This is a genomic window from Vibrio sp. G-C-1 (assembly GCF_021728015.1).
Taxonomy (GTDB): domain Bacteria; phylum Pseudomonadota; class Gammaproteobacteria; order Enterobacterales; family Vibrionaceae; genus Vibrio; species Vibrio splendidus.
Genome location: NZ_JAKKCR010000010.1, coordinates 107,507 through 127,579, shown reverse-complemented (window position 1 = coordinate 127,579; position 20,073 = coordinate 107,507). Strand labels below are relative to the sequence as shown.

The 20,073-nt window shown below is 44.2% G+C and carries 13 protein-coding genes and 1 pseudogene; 10 read left to right on the top strand and 4 right to left on the bottom strand.

Going from position 1 to position 20,073, the window contains the following annotated elements; translation table 11 throughout:
• Nucleotides 1–241: 241 nt before the first annotated feature.
• From L3V36_RS15605 to L3V36_RS15570, 8 genes are all read left to right on the top strand, one after another.
• Nucleotides 242–1,336, top strand: a complete 1,095-nt coding sequence (locus L3V36_RS15605) for a TRAP transporter substrate-binding protein (protein ID WP_017060957.1) — start codon at nucleotides 242–244, stop codon at nucleotides 1,334–1,336.
• A gap of 234 nt (nucleotides 1,337–1,570) precedes the next feature.
• The gene (locus L3V36_RS15600; RefSeq protein WP_081324332.1) at nucleotides 1,571–2,128 is read left to right on the top strand and encodes a TRAP transporter small permease subunit; all 558 of its coding nucleotides are present in this window, start codon (nucleotides 1,571–1,573) and stop codon (nucleotides 2,126–2,128) included.
• A gap of 9 nt (nucleotides 2,129–2,137) precedes the next feature.
• Complete coding sequence (locus L3V36_RS15595) at nucleotides 2,138–3,421, top strand: TRAP transporter large permease subunit (protein WP_017083881.1); 1,284 nt, start codon at nucleotides 2,138–2,140, stop codon at nucleotides 3,419–3,421.
• Between the two features lie 104 nt (nucleotides 3,422–3,525).
• A complete protein-coding gene (locus tag L3V36_RS15590; protein WP_017078693.1) occupies nucleotides 3,526–4,881 on the top strand; it encodes a cache domain-containing protein in 1,356 nt (451 codons plus the stop codon).
• Nucleotides 4,874–5,512, top strand: a complete 639-nt coding sequence (locus L3V36_RS15585; protein ID WP_004733393.1) for a response regulator transcription factor — start codon at nucleotides 4,874–4,876, stop codon at nucleotides 5,510–5,512. The genes L3V36_RS15590 and L3V36_RS15585 overlap by 8 nt, the downstream gene beginning before the upstream one ends.
• 169 nt (nucleotides 5,513–5,681) lie before the next feature.
• Nucleotides 5,682–7,280, top strand: coding sequence for a BCCT family transporter (locus L3V36_RS15580; RefSeq protein WP_017093821.1), 1,599 nt, complete (start codon nucleotides 5,682–5,684; stop codon nucleotides 7,278–7,280).
• A gap of 272 nt (nucleotides 7,281–7,552) precedes the next feature.
• Nucleotides 7,553–9,124 carry a BCCT family transporter gene (locus tag L3V36_RS15575; RefSeq protein ID WP_017093820.1) on the top strand — a complete coding sequence of 524 codons (1,572 nt, stop codon included), beginning with the start codon at nucleotides 7,553–7,555 and terminating at the stop codon, nucleotides 9,122–9,124.
• A 298-nt stretch (nucleotides 9,125–9,422) separates the two neighbouring features.
• On the top strand, nucleotides 9,423–11,306 hold the full coding sequence (locus L3V36_RS15570) for a methyl-accepting chemotaxis protein (RefSeq protein ID WP_004733396.1): 1,884 nt from the start codon (nucleotides 9,423–9,425) through the stop codon (nucleotides 11,304–11,306).
• Between the two features lie 340 nt (nucleotides 11,307–11,646).
• Here L3V36_RS15570 and cydC read toward each other — a convergent pair whose 3' ends face one another.
• The 3 genes from cydC to trxB form a co-directional block, all read right to left on the bottom strand.
• Entirely contained in the window at nucleotides 11,647–13,368 is a 1,722-nt protein-coding gene (gene cydC, locus L3V36_RS15565) for a cysteine/glutathione ABC transporter ATP-binding protein/permease CydC (RefSeq protein WP_208775182.1), read from the bottom strand.
• Nucleotides 13,361–15,145, bottom strand: a complete 1,785-nt coding sequence (cydD, locus tag L3V36_RS15560) for a cysteine/glutathione ABC transporter permease/ATP-binding protein CydD (protein WP_208775184.1) — start codon at nucleotides 15,143–15,145, stop codon at nucleotides 13,361–13,363. The genes cydC and cydD overlap by 8 nt, the downstream gene beginning before the upstream one ends.
• A gap of 161 nt (nucleotides 15,146–15,306) precedes the next feature.
• Nucleotides 15,307–16,266: a thioredoxin-disulfide reductase gene (gene trxB / locus L3V36_RS15555; protein WP_004733400.1), complete on the bottom strand. Its 960-nt coding sequence runs from the start codon at nucleotides 16,264–16,266 to the stop codon at nucleotides 15,307–15,309.
• Nucleotides 16,267–16,578: 312 nt separating this feature from the next.
• Between trxB and L3V36_RS15550 the strand changes: the two genes are divergently transcribed.
• Together L3V36_RS15550 and L3V36_RS15545 are read left to right on the top strand one after the other, a co-directional pair.
• Nucleotides 16,579–16,965: a DUF6575 domain-containing protein gene (locus L3V36_RS15550; protein ID WP_017093815.1), complete on the top strand. Its 387-nt coding sequence runs from the start codon at nucleotides 16,579–16,581 to the stop codon at nucleotides 16,963–16,965.
• Nucleotides 16,966–17,486: 521 nt separating this feature from the next.
• A pseudogene (locus L3V36_RS15545) lies at nucleotides 17,487–17,561 on the top strand (regulator); the annotation flags it as partial.
• 157 nt (nucleotides 17,562–17,718) lie between these two features.
• Here the strand turns inward: L3V36_RS15545 and L3V36_RS15540 are convergent.
• Nucleotides 17,719–18,753, bottom strand: a complete 1,035-nt coding sequence (locus L3V36_RS15540) for a Kiwa anti-phage protein KwaB-like domain-containing protein (RefSeq protein WP_017093813.1) — start codon at nucleotides 18,751–18,753, stop codon at nucleotides 17,719–17,721.
• Nucleotides 18,754–20,073 lie beyond the last annotated feature (1,320 nt).

Genomic DNA, 20,073 nt, shown 5'->3' with positions numbered 1-20,073 from the left:
TTAATACTTAGGTATTTATCAATAAGCATTCCCCTGGTGAATAGAGTAAGTCCTTTAAAATCGACATAACTCAATTATCTCCTACGTAGTTCTACGTAATCCTTTGGTCTAATACGCAGTTTGTGTGGGCCTGTCGTGCGTGCTCTCCCTGATATCTAGTTGCCTCATCAAGGTGCACTCTTATGTTGAACCATAAAAAATACTCACAGAAAGAGTGTTAATCCAACAAAAGGACGTGAACATGAGTCTCATTTCTAACTCCCTCACACGAGTTTTCAAAAACGTTGCGGTTACTGCAGCGGCTTGTTTAGCTTTGGTCGCAACTGGCGCCACAGCTGCTGATAAGGTTTATCGCTTGAAGCTTGCTGAAACATGGGGACCAAACTTCCCTGTTTTCGGTGATGCAACCAAAAACATGGCTGCGATGGCTGAGAAAATGTCGAATGGTCGACTGCAAATCAGAATCGATTCAGCGAACAAACACAAAGCACCGCTTGGCGTTTTTGACATGGTTAAATCTGGTCAATACGACATGGGGCACTCAGGCTCTTACTACTGGAAAGGTAAAGTTCCAAACACTCTTTACTTCACTTCTATGCCTTTCGGTATGACGCCAGCAGAACAATACGCGTGGTTCTATCACGGTGGCGGTATGGAGTTGATGGAGCAGGTTTACTCTCCACACAACCTAATGTCGTTCCCGGGTGGTAACACGGATATCCAGATGGGCGGTTGGTTTCAAAAAGAGATCAATAGCGTTGAAGATCTACAAGGTCTGAAAATGCGAATCCCAGGCTTTGCTGGTGAAATCCTTGCGGAGCTAGGTGCTAAGCCGACTAACATTGCCCCTGGTGAGCTTTACACGTCTTTAGAGCGTCGCACAATCGATGCACTAGAGTGGGTAGGTCCATCACTTGATTTGCGTATGGGTTTCCACAAAATCGCGCCTTACTACTACACAGGTTGGCATGAGCCGGGTTCAGAGCTTCAATTCCTAGTGAATAAGCGTACATGGAACAAGCTTCCTGAAGACCTACAAGAAATCTTGCGTGTTGCAATGCGTACAGCGGCTTACGACATGTACACACAAGCAACGCACGAAAGTGGCAAGAACTGGGTTTCAATGAAAACAGAATACCCAGACGTACAAGTTAAAGATTTCCCGCCAGAAGTCATGTCGGCACTGAAAGAAGCGAACGATCGCCTACTTGCTGCACATGCTGAGAAAGATGAGCTGGCGAAAGAGATCCAAGCTTCACAAGCAAGCTACCTAGAGCAAGTGCGCTCATGGACGGATATTTCACACAGAGCTTATTTAAATAGCCAAGCGAAATAATCGACAGTTGTTGAACTGAAGCTAAATGAACCCAAAGCAAACGTACTGTTACATAGCTTAAGTCTAAGGGCTTACGTATCTAAGCAGATAAGCGGCGGGTTCATTTTAAACATAATAATTAAGCAGGATAAATCCTGTAACAAGATCCCAAGAACCCTTTCTACGTCGTGCATCTAGTTAGCGCTACTTGTTTTAGTTACCCTAACTCTAATACGCGATGTCTTTTCAAATTCCATGGAGTCGGGAATGCGAAGTCTAATTTATATTGAACGCCTATTTAATCGTATCGGTGATGCACTGGGATGGCTTTCCAGTATGTTGTTTATCCTTCTTGTTGCGAACGTTGTGTATGACGTTGTGATGCGATACGCCTTTAACGATGTGTCTATCGCCTTCCAAGAGATGGAATGGCACCTTTTCTCAGCCGTATTCTTGTTAGGTGTTCCTTATGCCATCAAAGCGGGTGGCCACGTGCGAGTGGATGTTTTTTACGAACAACTCAGCTTCAAGGCACAAGCGATTATTGACCTAATAGGCACCGTTGTCTTCCTGCTTCCTTTCTGTTTGCTGGTGGCTTGGTTTGGTATCGATGTTGCCAAAGAGAGTTATAACCTGGGTGAAACGTCGGGCGATCCCGGTGGTTTGCCGTATCGTTGGATCATTAAAGCGATGATCCCACTGTCGTTTTTCTTGATGGCAGTCAGTGGTGTTGGTTTGATTCTGCATTCGTTGAACAAGATTTTTAATCCGCATCTTATCCATGCAAACAATACTCACACAAAGAATAAGTAGAGGCTGAACATGATTGGAATAGTAATGTTTTTCGTAGCCTTGTTTGCACTTTTACTTGGCTTCCCGGTTGCGTTCACCTTTGGTGGTATCGCGTTAATCTTTGGTGTTTGGGCTGAAGGCATCGAAATGTTCGCCTTCATGCCATATCGAATTCAATCGATCATGGAAAATACGGTGCTGATGGCCGTTCCATTGTTCGTTTTCATGGGGCTTGTTCTACAAAAGACCAAGCTTGCTGAGCAGTTGCTAGAGTCAATGGGACGACTGTTTGGTGGTGTTCGTGGTGGTATTGCGATCTCGACGGTACTTGTGGGTTCACTGCTTGCGGCTTCAACGGGCGTAGTAGGTGCTTCTGTGGTTGCCATGGGTCTTATCTCGTTGCCAGTTATGCTCAAGTACAACTACGACAAAGGCTTAGCCTGCGGCACTATTTGTGCGTCTGGCACGTTAGGGCAAATCATTCCGCCTTCTATCGTACTGATCTTATTAGGTGATGTACTCGGTGTACCAGTAGGGGACTTGTTCCAAGCGGCGATTTGGCCGGGTGTAATGTTGGTGGGCGCGTATATCGTTTATATCTTGATATATGCAAAACTTAACCCAGAAGCGGCTCAACCAATTGAACGTGATGACTCAATTAGTCGTAAACAAGAAGTCATCAATGCACTGAAAGCTATCGTACCGCCACTCGCGCTGATCATTGTGGTATTGGGCTCTATCTTCGCGGGTGTTGCCACGCCGACAGAGTCAGCTGCATTAGGTGGCGCGGGTGCCTTAGTACTTGCTTTGCTGTACGGTCAATTCAGTTGGTCGATGGTGTATGAAGCGTCCAAAGAAACAGTGAAAGTCACGGCAATGGTCTTTGCTATCTTGCTTGGTGCGACGGCATTCTCGATGGCGTTTACCTATACTGGCGGTGATTATCTAGTTGAAGAGTGGATGCTGCAGTTGCCGGGTGAAAAATGGGGCTTCTTGATCATTACCATGTTGGTGATTTTGATTCTTGGTTTCTTCATCGATTTCGTAGAAATCTGTTTCATCATCGTACCGATCATTGCGCCTGTTGCTGAACTGATGGGCATCAACATGACTTGGTTCGCTATCCTTATCGCGATGAACCTACAAACCTCCTTCTTAACGCCGCCATTTGGTTTTAGTTTGTTCTATTTAAAAGGGGTTGCACCGAAAGGCGTCACCACAAAAGACATCTACCGAGGCGTGATGCCGTTCATTCTGATTCAAATCCTCGTACTTGGATCACTTCTCGCTTTCCCTTCTTTCTATGGAATGTGAGTGAAGCCAAGAATGTGAATGATATGTTTCAACGGCTATCTATAAATTGCTAAAGTAAAACGGCTTATTGATGTTCAGTAAGCCGTTTTTTGTGAGGGAAAGGAATGCCTCTAAAAGCTAAGCTGATTTTGCTGACGCTACTCCCGTTGCTGCTGGTCACGGCGAGCATAAGTTGGATCTCGTTACACCAAACCAAGACGTTGGGTGCGAAAGAGGTCGAGATCTTCAGAGACAGCCTAATCAAGTCGCGTGAAAACGCCCTCAAAGACACGGTCGACCTCGCATTCGATGCGATCGAACATATCTACAACGACCCCGATATCAAAGAAGCGCAAGCTAAAAAAGAAGTTCGAACCATATTGTCTAAACTTAGATATGGCTCTGATGGTTATTTCTTCGCATATGATCGCCACGGAACCAATTTGGTTCATCCAATACAGCCGGAATTGATTGGAAAAAATCTGCTTCAATTGCAAGATGAAGATGGCGACTTTCTGATAGAAGCTCTGCTAAGAGAGGCTCAAACCGGTGGAGGATTCCACCAGTATTTGTGGCAAAAGCCCTCGACAGGGGAAGTGGTCTCTAAGCTGAGTTACGCCGCTTGGTTAGAGCGTTGGGATTGGATGATTGGCACGGGTTTGTATATTGAAGACGTGCACCAAGAAGTGGCTTCGATGCAGGCTGCGATCAACAAGAATATTGAAACCACGTTCTTCTCGATTGTGGTGATTCTTAGCGTGACGGTGGCGGTTATTATCGTGCTGACGTTGGCCATTAACATGCATGAACATCGAATCGCGGATAATAATTTAAAAGAGCTCGCCCATAAAACGGTGATGTTCCAAGAAGACGAGAAGAAGCATTTAGCGCGAGAGCTACATGACGGTATTAATCAATTATTAGTATCAAGTCGTTGCCACTTAGAACTACTTGGTAATAAGTTACAAAATGAAGACCTCAAAGCGCATTTGAATAAGTCGCAGCATTCATTGATGCGAGCGATCGAAGAGGTGAGGCACATCTCGCATCAACTTCGCCCAAGTTCTTTGGATGATATCGGCTTAGAAGCGGCGCTGTCTTCGTTGTTATTGGATTTTCAGGCGCACTCGGGTATTGAGGTTGAAACCTTGTTTAGTACTCAGCCCGGAAAATTGAAATCAGAGGCTGCGACGACCTTATATCGAGTGGTGCAAGAGTCCCTAAATAACATAGAGAAACATGCACAAGCGACCAAAGTAACGGTTATCGCACAGCAAATTGGCAACGTGTTACAGCTTCTAATCCAAGACAACGGTGTCGGTTTCAACACCTATAAAGCGATGGAAAAACGAGGGATCGGTCTACGTAACATGAGAGAGCGAGTGGAATTCATTGGTGGTGATTTTGAGCTGATGAGTGAGATTGGCCTTGGAACGGAAATTACAGTGTTACTGACACTAGAGGGATTAATGAATGAGTGAAGTTATTCGAGTTGTGATCGCTGACGATCACCAAGTGGTACTGGATGGCTTTATGGCGAGATTGGAACTTGAGCCAGATATTAGCGTGATAGGTACGGCCAGTAATGGATTAGAAGCGGTTGAGGTCGTTAAGTCTCTGCGCCCTGATGTGGTGTTGATGGATATCAGTATGCCTATCATGAACGGCATTGATGCGACCCATCTGATTAAAGAAGAAGACCCAGAAGCGAAGGTGTTGATGCTGACCATGCATAACAACCGTGAATACATCATGAAGGTGATGCAATCAGGCGCAGTTGGCTATATGTTGAAAGAGATTTCGGCTGAAAAAATGGTGCAAGCGATCAAAACGGTCAATCAAGGCTCGACCTATTTTTGTGAAAAAGTGACGCAGAATTTGTTTACTCAGCCGATTACTCCCACGCAATCTGTGAAGAATCCATTGAGCAGGCGTGAAGAAGCGGTATTGAAATTAGTCGCAAAAGGGGAGAGCAGTAAAGAGATCGCGAAGGGTTTGAATATCAGTTACCGAACGGTTGAAACCCACAGACAAAACATCAAGCATAAACTGGATATTCACTCTACGGCAGAGCTTGCCAAGTACGCTGTCAATTCGGGGCTTGTGGAGTAATCGTACGCTAAATGACACTAAATGTGTAATTTAATTACTAAATGTGTAATTCAGCCCTGCTTTTTGGAGGTTTTTTTAGTATTTTTGCGACAGGTTGATATTCTTCTTTTCGAAATTTAGGTGCAGAATGCAATGTTGCAAACTGTGCGCTACCAATTAGAGAGGAAGCATGGAGCCTGTAAAAGATAGGTATAGTATTGAAAATACCGATTATACAGTAGGACAAGATAACGTTCAGAAATGGGGTTTTGATGTTCACAACCCGGTATTTGGAATCAGTGCAGGAGCGATCATTGTCTTCTTGGTTGCACTTCTAGTCGCAGATCCAGAAACCGCAAAAGCGGCACTGGATGGAATCAAATGGAAAGTCATCGGTAACTTCGATGGTTTCTTCATGTGGGCAGCCAACATCTTTGTTATCTTCTGTTTTGCCCTCATTGTCTCCCCGTATGGCAAGATACGTATTGGTGGCAATGATGCCAAAGCAGAGCACTCTAACCTGTCTTGGATGTCGATGTTATTCGCCGCAGGAATGGGTATTGGCCTGATGTTCTGGGGTGTAGCTGAACCCGTCGCTTACTTTACTGGTTGGTATGAAACACCGCTCGGTGTTGAAGCTTATTCTCCTGAAGCAGCTAAGTTGGCACTAGGTGCAACCATCTACAACTGGGGTCTTCACGGTTGGTCGATTTACGCTGTTGTTGCTCTAGCCCTCGCTTTCTTCACATTCAATAAAGGCTTACCGCTTTCAATTCGCTCAATCTTCTACCCACTATTAGGTGATAGAACTTGGGGTTGGTTTGGTCATATTGTTGATATCGTGGCGGTATTGGCAACACTATTTGGACTTGCAACATCATTGGGCCTAGGCGCACAACAAGCGACAAGTGGTATTAACCATGTGTTTGGTACCGATGGTGGTATTGGCATGCAGCTAGTTGTTATTGCAGTGGTTACTTTCTTAGCAACAATGTCAGTCATTCGCGGCATTAACGGTGGCGTAAAGGTTCTGAGTAACATCAATATGTTGGTTGCTTTGGGTTTACTCATCTTTGTGACGATCGCTGGTGGTATGGCGGGTATTAAAGCAATCCCAACCGCGCTAATGGGTTACATTGAAAACTTTATTCCTCTAAGTAATCCTCATGGTCGTGACGATGAAACCTGGATGCAGGGTTGGACGGTATTCTACTGGGCTTGGTGGATGTCATGGTCACCATTCGTTGGTATGTTCATCGCTCGTATCTCTAAAGGTCGTACTATTCGTGAATTCATCGTCGCTGTATTGTTCATCCCAACGACAGTAATCATCATCTGGATGGCTATTTTCGGTGGTATCGCGATTGATCAAGTGGCGAACAAGGTGGGTGAGATAGGCGTGAATGGTTTGCAAGATATTACGCTTTCTCTATTCCACACTTATGATGCGCTGCCAATGAGTTCTATGCTTTCTGTAGTATCGATTGGTTTGATTATGGTGTTCTTCATCACCTCGTCAGATTCAGGCTCATTAGTTATCGACAGCATTACTTCTGGCGGTAAAGTGGATGCGCCAGTTCCACAACGTGTATTTTGGGCGTTAATGGGCGGTGCGATTGCAGCGGTTCTATTGTGGGTTGGTGGTACTGAATCAATCCAAGCACTACAAGCCGGAACAGTATCGATGGCGTTACCATTTGCGTTCATATTATTGCTTATGTGCCTAAGCTTATTGCTAGGTTTGCGAACCGAAAATCAATTGGTTAAGCAGCAAAATGCTTTGAGCTAAAAGTATTATTGAAATGACGGCCGACTTGTTCGGCCTTTTTTTCATCAGTAATTTGAGTAATTACGTGAATATTGGATGAAAACCCATCGAACCGATTCTGGTTTACTGAAAACAATAAGTTAACCTGCTAAACTTCAGACATCCAAGTATTTGAATTATTGTGACAACAACTTGTACTACTTGGATCACATGTTCGAGTTTGTGATTAGGTCACAGGTAAGCAAGGGATAGTAAGGTCAACAGACCCTATCAATATTCCGTAGAGAGGGATAATGACTAAAGGTATAGATAAATACAGTATCGACAGTACGGATTACACTGTCGGTCAAGATAACGTCCAAAAATGGGGTTTTGATGTTCATAACCCAGTATTTGGTATCAGTGCAGGACTTATTGCTCTGTTCCTGATCGGTATTCTGATTACAGATACCGCTTCAGCAAAGGCAGCACTCGATGGCGTTAAAGGCCAGATCATCAATTCGTTTGATTGGCTTTTCATCTGGTCGGGTAATGTTTTCGTTGTTTTCTGCTTAGGCTTAATTGTTTCTCCGTATGGTAAAATCCGCCTTGGTGGTGTTGATGCGACGGCAGATTACTCATTCATGTCTTGGTTATCGATGTTGTTTGCCGCAGGTATGGGTATCGGCCTAATGTTCTGGAGTGTGGCGGAACCCGCTGCTTACTTCACGGGTTGGTTTGAAACCCCGTTAGGTGTTGAACCAAACACACCAGAAGCTGCTAAGTTGGCGCTAGGTGCAACCATGTATCACTGGGGTCTACACCCTTGGGCGATTTATGGCGTAGTAGCACTGTCACTTGCGTTTTTCTCTTACAACAAGGGATTGCCTCTTTCTATTCGTTCTATTTTCTACCCAATCTTGGGTGATAGAGCGTGGGGCTGGGCTGGTCACATTGTTGATATTCTGGCGGTTCTTGCAACGCTGTTTGGTTTGGCGACGTCGCTGGGCTTAGGTGCGCAACAAGCAGCAAGTGGTATCCAACATGTCTTCGGAATCGAGGCTGGCTTAGGGTTACAAGTTGTTGTTATTACCGTAGTAACGTTATTAGCGGTCGTGTCAGTGCTTCGCGGTATTGATGGCGGCGTTAAAGTTATCAGTAACATCAACATGTTGGTTGCTTTCCTACTGCTTATCTTAGTGGCTCTAATCGGCTATGCGGTGAGTTTAGGTTCTATCCCAACAACCTTTATGGCATACGTTGAAAACATCATTCCTTTGAGTAACCCTCATGGTCGTGAAGATGAAGCGTGGATGCACGGCTGGACGGTATTCTACTGGGCTTGGTGGATTTCATGGTCACCATTCGTAGGTATGTTTATCGCGCGTGTTTCTAAAGGTCGTACGGTTCGTGAGTTCATCACAGCGGTTCTGATTGTTCCAACGACTGTTACTATCATTTGGATGTCAGTATTCGGTGGCATGGCGATTGACCAAATCGTGAATAACGTTGGTATCCTTGGTCAAGATGGTTTGACGGATGTATCACTAGCGATGTTCCAAATGTTTGATGCTCTACCGTTCGGTACGCTGCTATCAATCATTGCGGTTATCTTAGTTCTAGTATTCTTCATTACGTCGTCTGACTCAGGCTCTCTAGTTATCGACAGCATCACTGCTGGTGGTAAAGTTGATACGCCTGTACCTCAACGTGTGTTCTGGGCGTTCCTAGAAGGTGCGATTGCTGTCGCTCTATTGTGGGTTGGCGGTACTGAAGCAGTACAAGCTCTACAAGCGGGCGCAATCTCTACGGCATTGCCATTCACCATCATTCTATTACTGATGTGTGTGAGCTTGCTAATGGGTATGCGCACCGAGAAGCGATAGACTGATCGTTAATCGACTTTCCATTTGGTTGAAGTCGAATATAAAGTAAAAAGAAAGGCAGAAGAGGAAACTCTCCTGCCTTTTTTGTATCTATTTTACAGTCTAGAGAACAGTATATTTCGATGGAATTACCTTCAAAATAACGTCTTAAATTTGGCGATTAGCCAAGTAATTGACATTCGATAAGCCAATGGTTTGCTTAAAATTATATTACGTTATTAAATTATAAAATCGCTCGAATTTAATACTGATATTGGGTAGTATGCGCGAGATTTCCCACTACTCGTGAAACTTTGACATGAAACTAACACTTAAGCAGAAGTTAATAGGTGCTAGCCTATCTGCTGTTGTCGTTATGGCAACAGCGTTAACTTGGTTATCAGCAAACCAATTATTTGAACAGACTCGTAACGGCGTATACCTGCGAGCTGAAAGCGTATCAGAAGCAGCATCTGAAGGTATTAAAAACTGGATTGATATCCGCACCGATATCGCATCAGCATTTAATGACTTTTCACGAGAGGATGATGTTGTTCCTTTCCTTAAGCAAGCTCGTGTAGCGGGTGGCTTTGACGATATCTTTTTAGGTACTCCAGAAGGCGGAATGTACCGTTCACATCCTGAACGTAATCGCGCCGGTTACGATCCTCGTCAACGTCCTTGGTACCAAGAAGCAAACGCTGCAGGTAAGCAAATCATCACAACGGCTTACCAAGATGCGATCACCAAAGCATTGCTAGTAACGATTGCAGAACCTGTGCGTCATAACGGCAAACTTGTTGGTGTAGTGGGTGCAGACGTACTTATCGACCAATTGGTTAACGATGTAATCAGCCTTGATGTTGGTGACAACGCTTACGCAATGCTAATTGATGCCTCTGACGGCACATTCCTAGCACACCCAGATTCTGCACTGAGCCTTAAGCCGGTAAGCCAGCTTTCAAACGACATCTCTATGCCAATTATCGAGAACGCAGTGCGTACGGGTAGCATCGAGATCATCAAAGAACGTGGCGCTGAGAAGCTGCTTTACTTCACGAAGGTGCCTAACACTAACTGGATCTTCGCGGTTCAGATGGACAAAGCAACAGAAGAAGCGAACCACTCAACACTACTTACTCAGTTGATCACAACGGCGGTCATTATTACGTTAATCGTAATCGTATTAGTGTCTTGGTTAGTGAGCTTCCTATTCCGTGATTTGAACCGTGTTTCAGCGGCACTTGAAGAAATTGCTTCAGGTGAGGGCGACCTTACTCAACGTCTTGAGCCTAAGAGCGATGACGAGATTGGTAAGCTTGCTGAAAACTTCAACCGTTTTGTAGGCAACATGCACACCATGGTGATCAAGCTAAGCGAAGTATCTGCTGCGCTAGGTAACCAAGCACGTCAAACGGCTTCTCAAGCTGAAGAACGTAGTGCTCGTATACAAATGCAACAAGACGAGATCAACATGGTAGCAACAGCCGTTAACGAAATGGCTGCAGCAACACAAGAGATCGCGGGTAACGCTGACCACACTGCACAGAACTCATCTGAAGCGGTTGGCGCGTGTGAGCACGGTACTGGTCAAGTGACACAGACTCAAAGCTCTATCCAAAATCTTGCTCAAGAAGTTCAAATCGCAACTAACGTGATCCTAGAACTTGAAGAGCACGGTAATAGCATCAACGCTATCTTGTCTAACATTCAAGGTATTGCAGAACAAACGAACCTACTTGCACTTAACGCCGCTATTGAAGCAGCACGTGCCGGTGAACAAGGTCGTGGTTTCGCGGTTGTAGCTGATGAAGTTCGAGTTCTGAGCCAACGTACACACGGTTCAACGCAAGAGATTCAGCAAACGATTGAGTTGCTACAAGGTACAACAGGCAAAGCGGTTAGCATCATGAACGATAGCCGTAGTCTTGCTGAAACCAGTGTTGATGACGCGAACTCAGCGGCTGCAAGCTTAACGCAAATCCATGCTGCTGTTGAACGCATTAGCGACATGGCAACACAGATAGCTTCTGCTGCAGAAGAGCAAGCGTCAGTAACGTCTGAGATTACTCGTAACACTGAGGGAATCCGTGACGTATCTAACGAGCTAGCAGACGAAGCACACCAAGCTGCAGAGCAAGCTGCTCAGCTGTCTGAACTGTCTCACGAGCTAGAGAGCGAAATCAGCCGCTTCAAGCTGTAAGCGCTAACTTGTAATTTAAAAGCCGAATGTGATTATCACATTCGGTTTTTTTGTGCGTGCTAGTTAGAGTTATGAACGCAAATTAGCTGTTCGGGTAACCTGGGAACTTAGCTTTAAGTGCTGCACGAGTAGGGAAATAGTGCTCCATAAGTTTAACCATCGCAGGGTCGTTCGCTTGTCGTTTTTAAGCTGTTTGGGTATTGGCATCAAGGTCAGTACTTATTGTAAGTGACTGGCCAAGTTTGATTGGAGAAGGGTGTAGTTCAGGAGAATCACAGACACAAAAAAGCCCGAGTATAAACTCGGGCTTTGAATGGTTTTCTTTATAACTTATGAGGAGCTAGATTGCCTGACGAAGTTGGAAGTAACGTCCTGCTTCGTTTAACAGTTTCTCATGAGAGCCGTTTTCAACAATCTCGCCTTGTTCAATCAGAACGATCGAGTCCATCGATTCCAGACCAATCAAACGGTGCGTAATGAAGATAACCGTCTTGCCTTCAAAGTGCTTCTCGAACAGCGTCATGATGCTGTGTTCTGTTTGCTTATCTAAGCCTTCTGTCGGCTCATCTAGAAGCAGGATAGGAGCATCATGAAGAATCGCGCGTGCGATACCAATACGGCGCTTCTCACCACCAGATAGTTGACGACCACCGTCACCTAACCAGCTATCAAGTGCGTTATTCTCAAGCAGCTTTTCTAGGCCAACGTCTTTTAGGATGTTCGCTAAGTGATCATCGGTCGCTTCTGGTCTTGCAATCAACAAGTTGTCACGCAAAGTACCATTTAGAATGTCGACACGTTGGCTTACTACACTGATTGATTCACGAAGCTGTGATTCATTCCACTGCGTTAGTTCAATGCCCGCGATTGAGATATAGCCCTTTTTAGGATCCCAGTAACGAGTCAGAAGCTGAATCAGAGTCGATTTACCAGAACCCGTTTGACCCACAATCGCAACCTTGTTTGTTGCAGGGATCGTTAGGTCAACAGCGTTCAGAACATTGCGCTCAGAATCAGGGTAGTTGAACGTCACGTTTGAGAACGTAATATCAAGCGGCTTGTTGATGTCGAGTTTCTCTTCAGCAAACTGAACTTCAGGCTCTGACAGAATCACTTCATTCAAGCGACGAGCAGAAGACAGAGTTTGACCTAAATGCTGGAACGCACCTGCAATTGGCATTAATAGCTCGAAGCTTGCCATAGTTGCGAATGCCATTAGCGCGATAAACGGGTCTGGTGCATTACCACCCACACCGTCAGCCGCAAGCCAAAGCATAAGAACCAGCGTCAGACCGTTGAACAGCATTAGTGCTGCTGAAGCCATACCGGTTAGGTTAGCATTCACAAACTGATTAGCCATCAGCTTGCGTTGCGTTTCTAGAATCGCATTACGGTAACGCTCTTCAGCACCGAACAGAGTCAGCTCGCTGTAGCCTTCAATCCAATCTAGCGTAGTCACACGAAGATCAGCTTTGTTCTGTGTCAGTTCACCACCGTTACGTTTACCCAATTTGTAGAACAAGATTGGCCAAACCAAAAGCATGATCAGAAGGATAGAACCCAAGATCAAACCAAGCGAGCTATCGAACCACATCAAGAACAGAGTCAGGAAGAAGATCCCGAACACACCCACCGTCACAGGGCTTACTAAGCGCAGGTACACGTGATCCATCGCGTCGACATCAGCAACCAAACGGTTGAGAAGGTCAGCATCACGAAGGTTTGAGATACGACCTGGGATCAGCGGAGCCAACTTCTTGAAGAAGAAGATACGTAAATCAGTTAACAGTTTGAATGTTGCATTATGGCTGACAACACGTTCACCCCAACGACCCGCAGTACGGCTCATTGCCAAACCACGTACACCACCACCCGGCAGCATGTAGTTGAAGGTTTCACGCGCAATCGTAAGGCCAGCAACCGCAGAAGCTGAAATAAACCAGCCTGATAGCGTTAACAAGCCGATAGAAGCCGACAGAGTTGCAAAAGCCAATAGCATGCCTAGCGATAGGCCAAACCAATGCTTTTTATAGAGTTTCAGGTAAGGCAGTAAATCACGCATCTAAATTACCCTTATTATCTTGTTGAGCTAAGTTCGCGTTCAGCATTTCTTCAAACAAACCACCCGCAGTCGAAAGCTGAGAGTAATGACCTTGTTCAACCAGACCACCATCGCGCATAACCAGAATATTATCGACTGATTTAAGAGGAGCGAGTTGGTGCGTCACAAGTAGGGCAGTACGGCTTTCAATATTGCTATTGATGCCTTTCATTACTAACTGTTCGCTACGAGTATCTAGGCTGGCAGTTGGTTCATCTAATAACCAGAACTGACCGTCTTGAATCATTGCGCGAGCTAGTGCCAAACGCTGAGATTGACCAACAGAAAGGCCGCCAGAGCGATCAGAAATCATGTAATCCAAGCCGTGCTCGTTTACAAACTCGCTAGCAAATGATTGCTCAAGTGCATTCTCGACAACTTGCTCAGCGATATCGTGCTTACCTAGAGTGACGTTGTCACGAATGCTACCGTGCAGTAGCAACGGGTTTTGACCAACCCAGCTAATGGTTTTACGCCAAGAGGCTAAGTCGAGGTCACGCAATTCAATACCATTGATTTTCAAGCTTCCTTCATAAGGCATGAAACCAAGGATGGCATTGATCAAACTTGTTTTACCCGCACCACTTGGGCCAACTAACGCAGTTGATTGGCGAGTGTTCAATGCGAACGAGATAGGACCGACTAATTGAACACCTTCAGGGCTTAACACTTTTAGGTCGGTAGCTTCAATATTGATGCCTTGAGCCGGATCGAGCTGAGTGTTGCCTGATTTAACCTTAGTGATGTCGGTTTCTAGGAACTCGACAATACTTTCGGCTGCGCCAACTGCTTGTTGTTTCGCATGGTAGAAAGTACCTAAGTCACGCAGAGGTTGGTAAAACTCTGGCGCTAAGATAAGGATAAACAAACCTGCGAATAGTGTAATGCCTGCACCGTAGTGGCCGAAGTTCAGCTCACCGATGTAGGTGAAACCAAAGTAAACCGCCGTCATCGCGATAGAGATCGACGTGAAGAACTCAAGTACCGCAGAAGACAAGAAAGCGATTTTTAACACATCCATGGTGCGCGTTCTGAACACTTCAGATGCACCTTTCAATACTTCTGTTTCAGCGTTGGTGCGGTCAAATAGACGAATAGTCGTCATTGACTGCAAACGGTCGTAAAAGTGACCTGAAAGACGCTGCAGCGCTTTGAAGTTTTTACGGTTTGCGTCGGCCGCTTTCATACCAACAAGTGCCATGAACATCGGTACCAGTGGAGCAGTAATCAAGAAGATCAATCCTGCTGCCCAGTTTACAGGGAACACCACAACCAAAATAATGAATGGGATCATTACCGATAAAGACATCTGAGGTAGGTAACGAGAGAAGAAGTCTTGCATGTCTTCTACTTGTTCTAGCAACAGCGTTGCCCACGTACCGGCAGGTTTACCTTTAATGTAAGCAGGGCCTAACTCACGTAACTTATCAAGGATGAGTTGCCTTATGTAGACCCGGATCTGTTCACCACAGCGATAACCTGCGATTTCACGTCCCCATGTACAGCCAGCACGGCCAACGACCGATAATGCCAAGCCTGCGAAATGACCAACCAGTTCAGATTTATCGACATTCTCGATGATCAGCTGGTGAAGAATAGAGGCGAGAAGAGCTGCTTGAGCAATTAAGAACACGCTTGAAAGTACGCCAAGGCTAATCGCAATCATAAGCCAGCGTTTCGCTAACTTACTCTGTTGCTTAAGCCACTTGTTCAAGCTGCGTTGTTTTTTCTTATCCATTATGAAGGCTTAATGATAATTATTATTTGTTGAGGGCGGCTAGTATACAAAAGAAAGCCCAGTGGATATACCACTGGGCTCTAGGGATTTACAACAAAATGTGATGACGCCCTGCATCTACTGAGGTGAGGGCTTCGATATTTAAATCTGCAATCTCAGATTTACTTATCGTTAAGGCCATCTAGGAAGCGTTCAGCATCCAGTGCAGCCATACAACCTGTACCAGCAGAAGTGATTGCTTGGCGGTAGTTGTGGTCCATTACGTCACCCGCAGCGAATACGCCAGGGATGCTTGTCTGTGTCGCGTTACCTTCAAGACCAGACTGAACGATGATGTAGTCATCTTTCATATCAACTTGGCCTTTGAAGATTTCAGTGTTTGGTTGGTGACCGATAGCAATGAATGCGCCCATTACTTCGATGTCTTCCGTTTTATCAGACTGAGTATCTTTAATGCGAACGCCCGTTACGCCCATGTCGTCGCCTAGAACTTCGTCTAGCGTGCGATCAGTGTGAAGAACAATGTTGCCGTTCTCTACTTTGTCCATTAAACGTTTTACTAGGATCTTTTCAGCGCGGAACGTGTCACGACGGTGAACTAGATGAACTTCAGACGCGATGTTAGACAGGTAAAGTGCTTCTTCAACAGCGGTGTTACCGCCACCCACAACCGCTACTTTCTGGTTGCGGTAGAAGAAACCGTCACACGTTGCACAAGCAGAAACGCCGCGGCCTTTGAATGCTTCTTCAGAATCTAAACCTAAGTACTTAGCTGATGCACCCGTAGAGATGATCAATGCATCACACGTGTACTCGCCTGAATCGCCTTTAAGACGGAAAGGGCGGTTAGATAGGTCGACTTCGTTAATGTGGTCGAACAGGATCTCTGTTTCAAAGCGCTCTGCGTGCTCTTTCATGCGATCCATTAGAGCTGGCCCCGTTAAACCTTCAGCATCACCCGGCCAGTTTTCCACTTCTGTTGTGGTCGTAAGCTGACCACCTTGCTGCATACCCGTAACAAGTACTGGGTTTAGGTTTGCACGAGCAGCGTAAACTGCAGCTGTATAGCCAGCAGGGCCAGAACCAAGAATCAATAAATTACAGTGCTTTACGTCGCTCATGAGGACTCCGAAATTGAAATTGTTTTTATTTATAATCGCTTAGGATTGTATGGAAAATATGGAGGCAATAAAAGGTTAAACAAGGGCTGAAGTGTAATTAATCGTTATACGTTAGAACTTAATGGAGACAAACGTTTTCGTGGCTGGAAGATCGCCTAAACCACCGTCTTCTTCAAGAATTGTTGCTGCGCCTTTTCGATTTCGAACCGCCATATCAAAATACGCTCAAATAACTGTATATAAAAACAGTATTTAACTATAAGATTATAGGCAAGGTTTGATAGGCAAAGTTAGAAATATGAGGAACGAGCAATGAACTTACTCCCAACAGGCACACAGCTAGGTAAATTGGAACTACTGGAAGTGTATCAAGACGTCTTAGGGCCGAAGTGTTTCTCGGTTAAGAATGAAAACACCCAAAGGTTCATGGTGTATTGGAGTGGGGATTACGACAACGGCCAATGCATTAAGTGGGCTTACATTCCGGTAACCAAACCATTGCTAGCCAGCTTGCTAAACAAAGAAGTGAGCTTTCATGATGCGTTCCACCGTTCAGACAAGCTTTATCTAGCGACTATCTACACAAACGAAGTAGGGAAGCCCGCGAAAGTCGAACTACTGAATGCTACGAACAAGCAATTAGTAAACTTACCGCCCGTTGATTTTGAAATCGACCTTGAAGAAGCTTGTATGTTTTAGTGGGTTCAGGGGAGTTACGGGATTTAAACTCACAATTGGACATAAGCTCGTTAGAGTTTTGTTGAATAGGATTATGACCAAGTTGTTCTATAGACAGTGTTCCCGCAGTCATTACAAATATGTTTTCGTTTACTGTCTCTTTTTCCCCCGACACCCCAATTAATAAATGAATTGCCTCCACATTTAGGGCATATGACTTTGCCGTTTTTAGAATTGGCTGCTAAAGCCTCTTCCATTGTAGGTAACTCCTTGTACTGAGTTGTAAGTTTAGATTGCTGTAATACATTAATAACAAATATAGCAACTATTAAGAATGCAACACCTATGATTATAATTCCCACATTCATCTTTTATTATCCATATTATTAAATTTGTTAACTAATTGAAAATCAAGACGAAGTATATCATCAACTGAATTGTAGTTCATCAATGTGATCAATCCTTATGATTAAGGGCTTCCTGACTTGATGAGGGACACTTTCGAGTTAGAAAGTGCCACAGGTAAAACTCAGCCTATGTAGCTTCTGGATAGGATGGAGTTGCCGACAGGTCAAGTGGTTAAGCCGCAGCAAATATTAGCAGGAGTAGCGCTTTTGAGGAGGGCGACTGTTTGGTTTCTTGCTTAGCCATAAACTTTATAACCTTTGGCTTTGGCGTATTTTATTTTTGTTCCGTCTGCACTAAATGATACTTATCACGGATATAAAATTAAATAAAGAATAGGAGATATGCTCCTATTCTTCGAGAATCTAGCTATACAACGGGAATTAATTCACCATCTACATCACAAACTTTCCCGTCAACCAATGTCATTACGCGCTTGTTCTGTAGTAGTGTTAGGAGCTCTTTGATATAGGCTTTATCTTCCTTAATTACTATTTTTTTGTCGTCATCAAACTCAATTTTCCAATCAGAGAATTGCTTAGCTTTTGTTCTCAGTTTCTCCATCCAAACAGGATCTTCAAAATGACCTTTATGACCGACTGATGCCACTTGCCTCATCAAATGTTTGTCGTTTCCAATAACGGCTTTGAACGTTGCCTTATCCGAGGCCTTCATTGAAGCACTAGCAAATAATTTGGTTGTAGAGCTTTCGTTGAGTTCTTTTAATCGCTCTTGATAGTTCATACTTGTTTCAAATTTTCCGACATCTGCAATAAAGATAGACCCATTAAACTCAATGAAATCTATCTTGTCGGTCATTGTAAAGCTTGGGCTTTTGTCGATAGAGGCAGTCAATACACCATTAGTTAGATCTTTTATTCGAATACGTTTAGAGGGAGATTTGGACGCAGACCAAGAATTGGAAAAGTAGTGGTAACCCCATAGGTTGTAATAATTGTTGTTTGTATCTTTGAATATAAGTCGAACGACATAAGAGTTATATTTATGTAGTTCATCCAACTTTCCGATCTTTAAGACTGGGTTATTTCTGATCCACTCGGTCGCAAACCCGAAGTCTGTAGTACTAGTGCCTACTTGGAAAAAGCGATTATCTTGGATTGTATGTACTAACGGTAGTTCCAGTATATGGTCCTTGCCATTAATACATGCTTGAATAGCTCCCTTAAGATCTTTAGCCATTTCAGAATCAATAACTAACTGCCTTATTTCAACAAACCTGTTTGCTGCGGTTTTTTTTACATTGGTCTTTATTACATAGATCTGTAACTCTGCATCTGAAAGTTCTAATTCTTTTAGTGCTTCCAAGTGTAGGTCGAGTTGTGCTTGTTGCGTGATAGATGATACAGATTGACTGTTATGTTTGGCCGCCACTGCGTTATTCATATTATTTCTCTGATTTTGGACACAGGAAATGTGTCCCTGCTATTTCTTTTAGATACAGTTCATTGTTAGAGGGTTTCGGTGTTCCTATACACAGAACTCTTGCGGATTGTGTCGGTATATCACCGATTTCGATGTACTTTATGTCGTGTAAAGTGACTTTTTTGAGCAAAAGCATAGGGTTTAATAGCAGCATGTTTTCGTTTCTTAAAAAGAAAAACATGAATGTCAAAAACACGAATAAACTTGCAATTGATTGAATCGATTTGTAATCAAATGCAAACAACCCAATTAGGAAGGGAAGCGTAAAGTTAATCATATCCCCATGCTGTCTATTCGATGACTTGATAATCACTTTCTTGTATTCGTTTGGTTGAACATCGTCAGGAAGCTGAAGGAGATACTTTTTACAAATCCAACCGATCCAAATCGTACAACAAGCCGATAGAATCAACATAATTGCAGCCAAATAACTAACAGTAAATATGCAAGGAATCTGACCTACCTTTATCGTGATTGGCTCTGACGTCACGAACTTCATATCTCGTATATAGAGAATTAAAAATAAAGGGAAATATGCGGAGATGAAAAACACGAGTTCATAAAAAAGCGATAATTTAGGGTATGTGTTTTCGCGTAAAATCAATTTGGTACTCGTAGATTACGGTTGATGTGCACATTGTATATGTAAAGCAGATGCATACAAAAGCCTTATCGGTTATAGCGGCCAAAAGTATGCGCCGATTATGTTATTGATCAAGGTTTGCTAGGTAACTGGCAAGATAGAAAGTTAAAGGTGTCCCGGGGTTGCCTTCATTACGTCGAATTTTTCCCCGTGATACAGCACGTCCGCTCACGATGAACAGTATTAGAAGGATGGATAACTTTTAGCAGCGTAAAGCCCATGAGCAGGTTGTGAATCTCTAACGAAAGTGTGTGACACAAACGTATTAGCGAAAAGTCTCTAACATTTGTGATCACCTAGTTATGTTCTGGCAGTCAAAAAACACTAAGTAAACTCCCTTCGCAATATTCGACTTCAAGCGCTTTCAAAAATTGAAGACCAGTGAAGTCCAAGCCCCAAGAAGAAGTAAACCATTGAGGGCGGCCGAGTTCCCCCCGAACTCGACCTGTTCCAGACGCGCAAGCAAAGGCGTTTGGTTTCTGGCGTACTCATAAATTAACCAATTTCAGTTTGTTGTGTAAATAATCAATAGCCTGGCAATTGATAGGTAGGTCGTATTTCGCTGTGCAAAAGCATAGAAATGAATGATGGCGAGCGTGACGCCTGAGCTCATGTAAGGAGGTTGGCGTATTGACGCT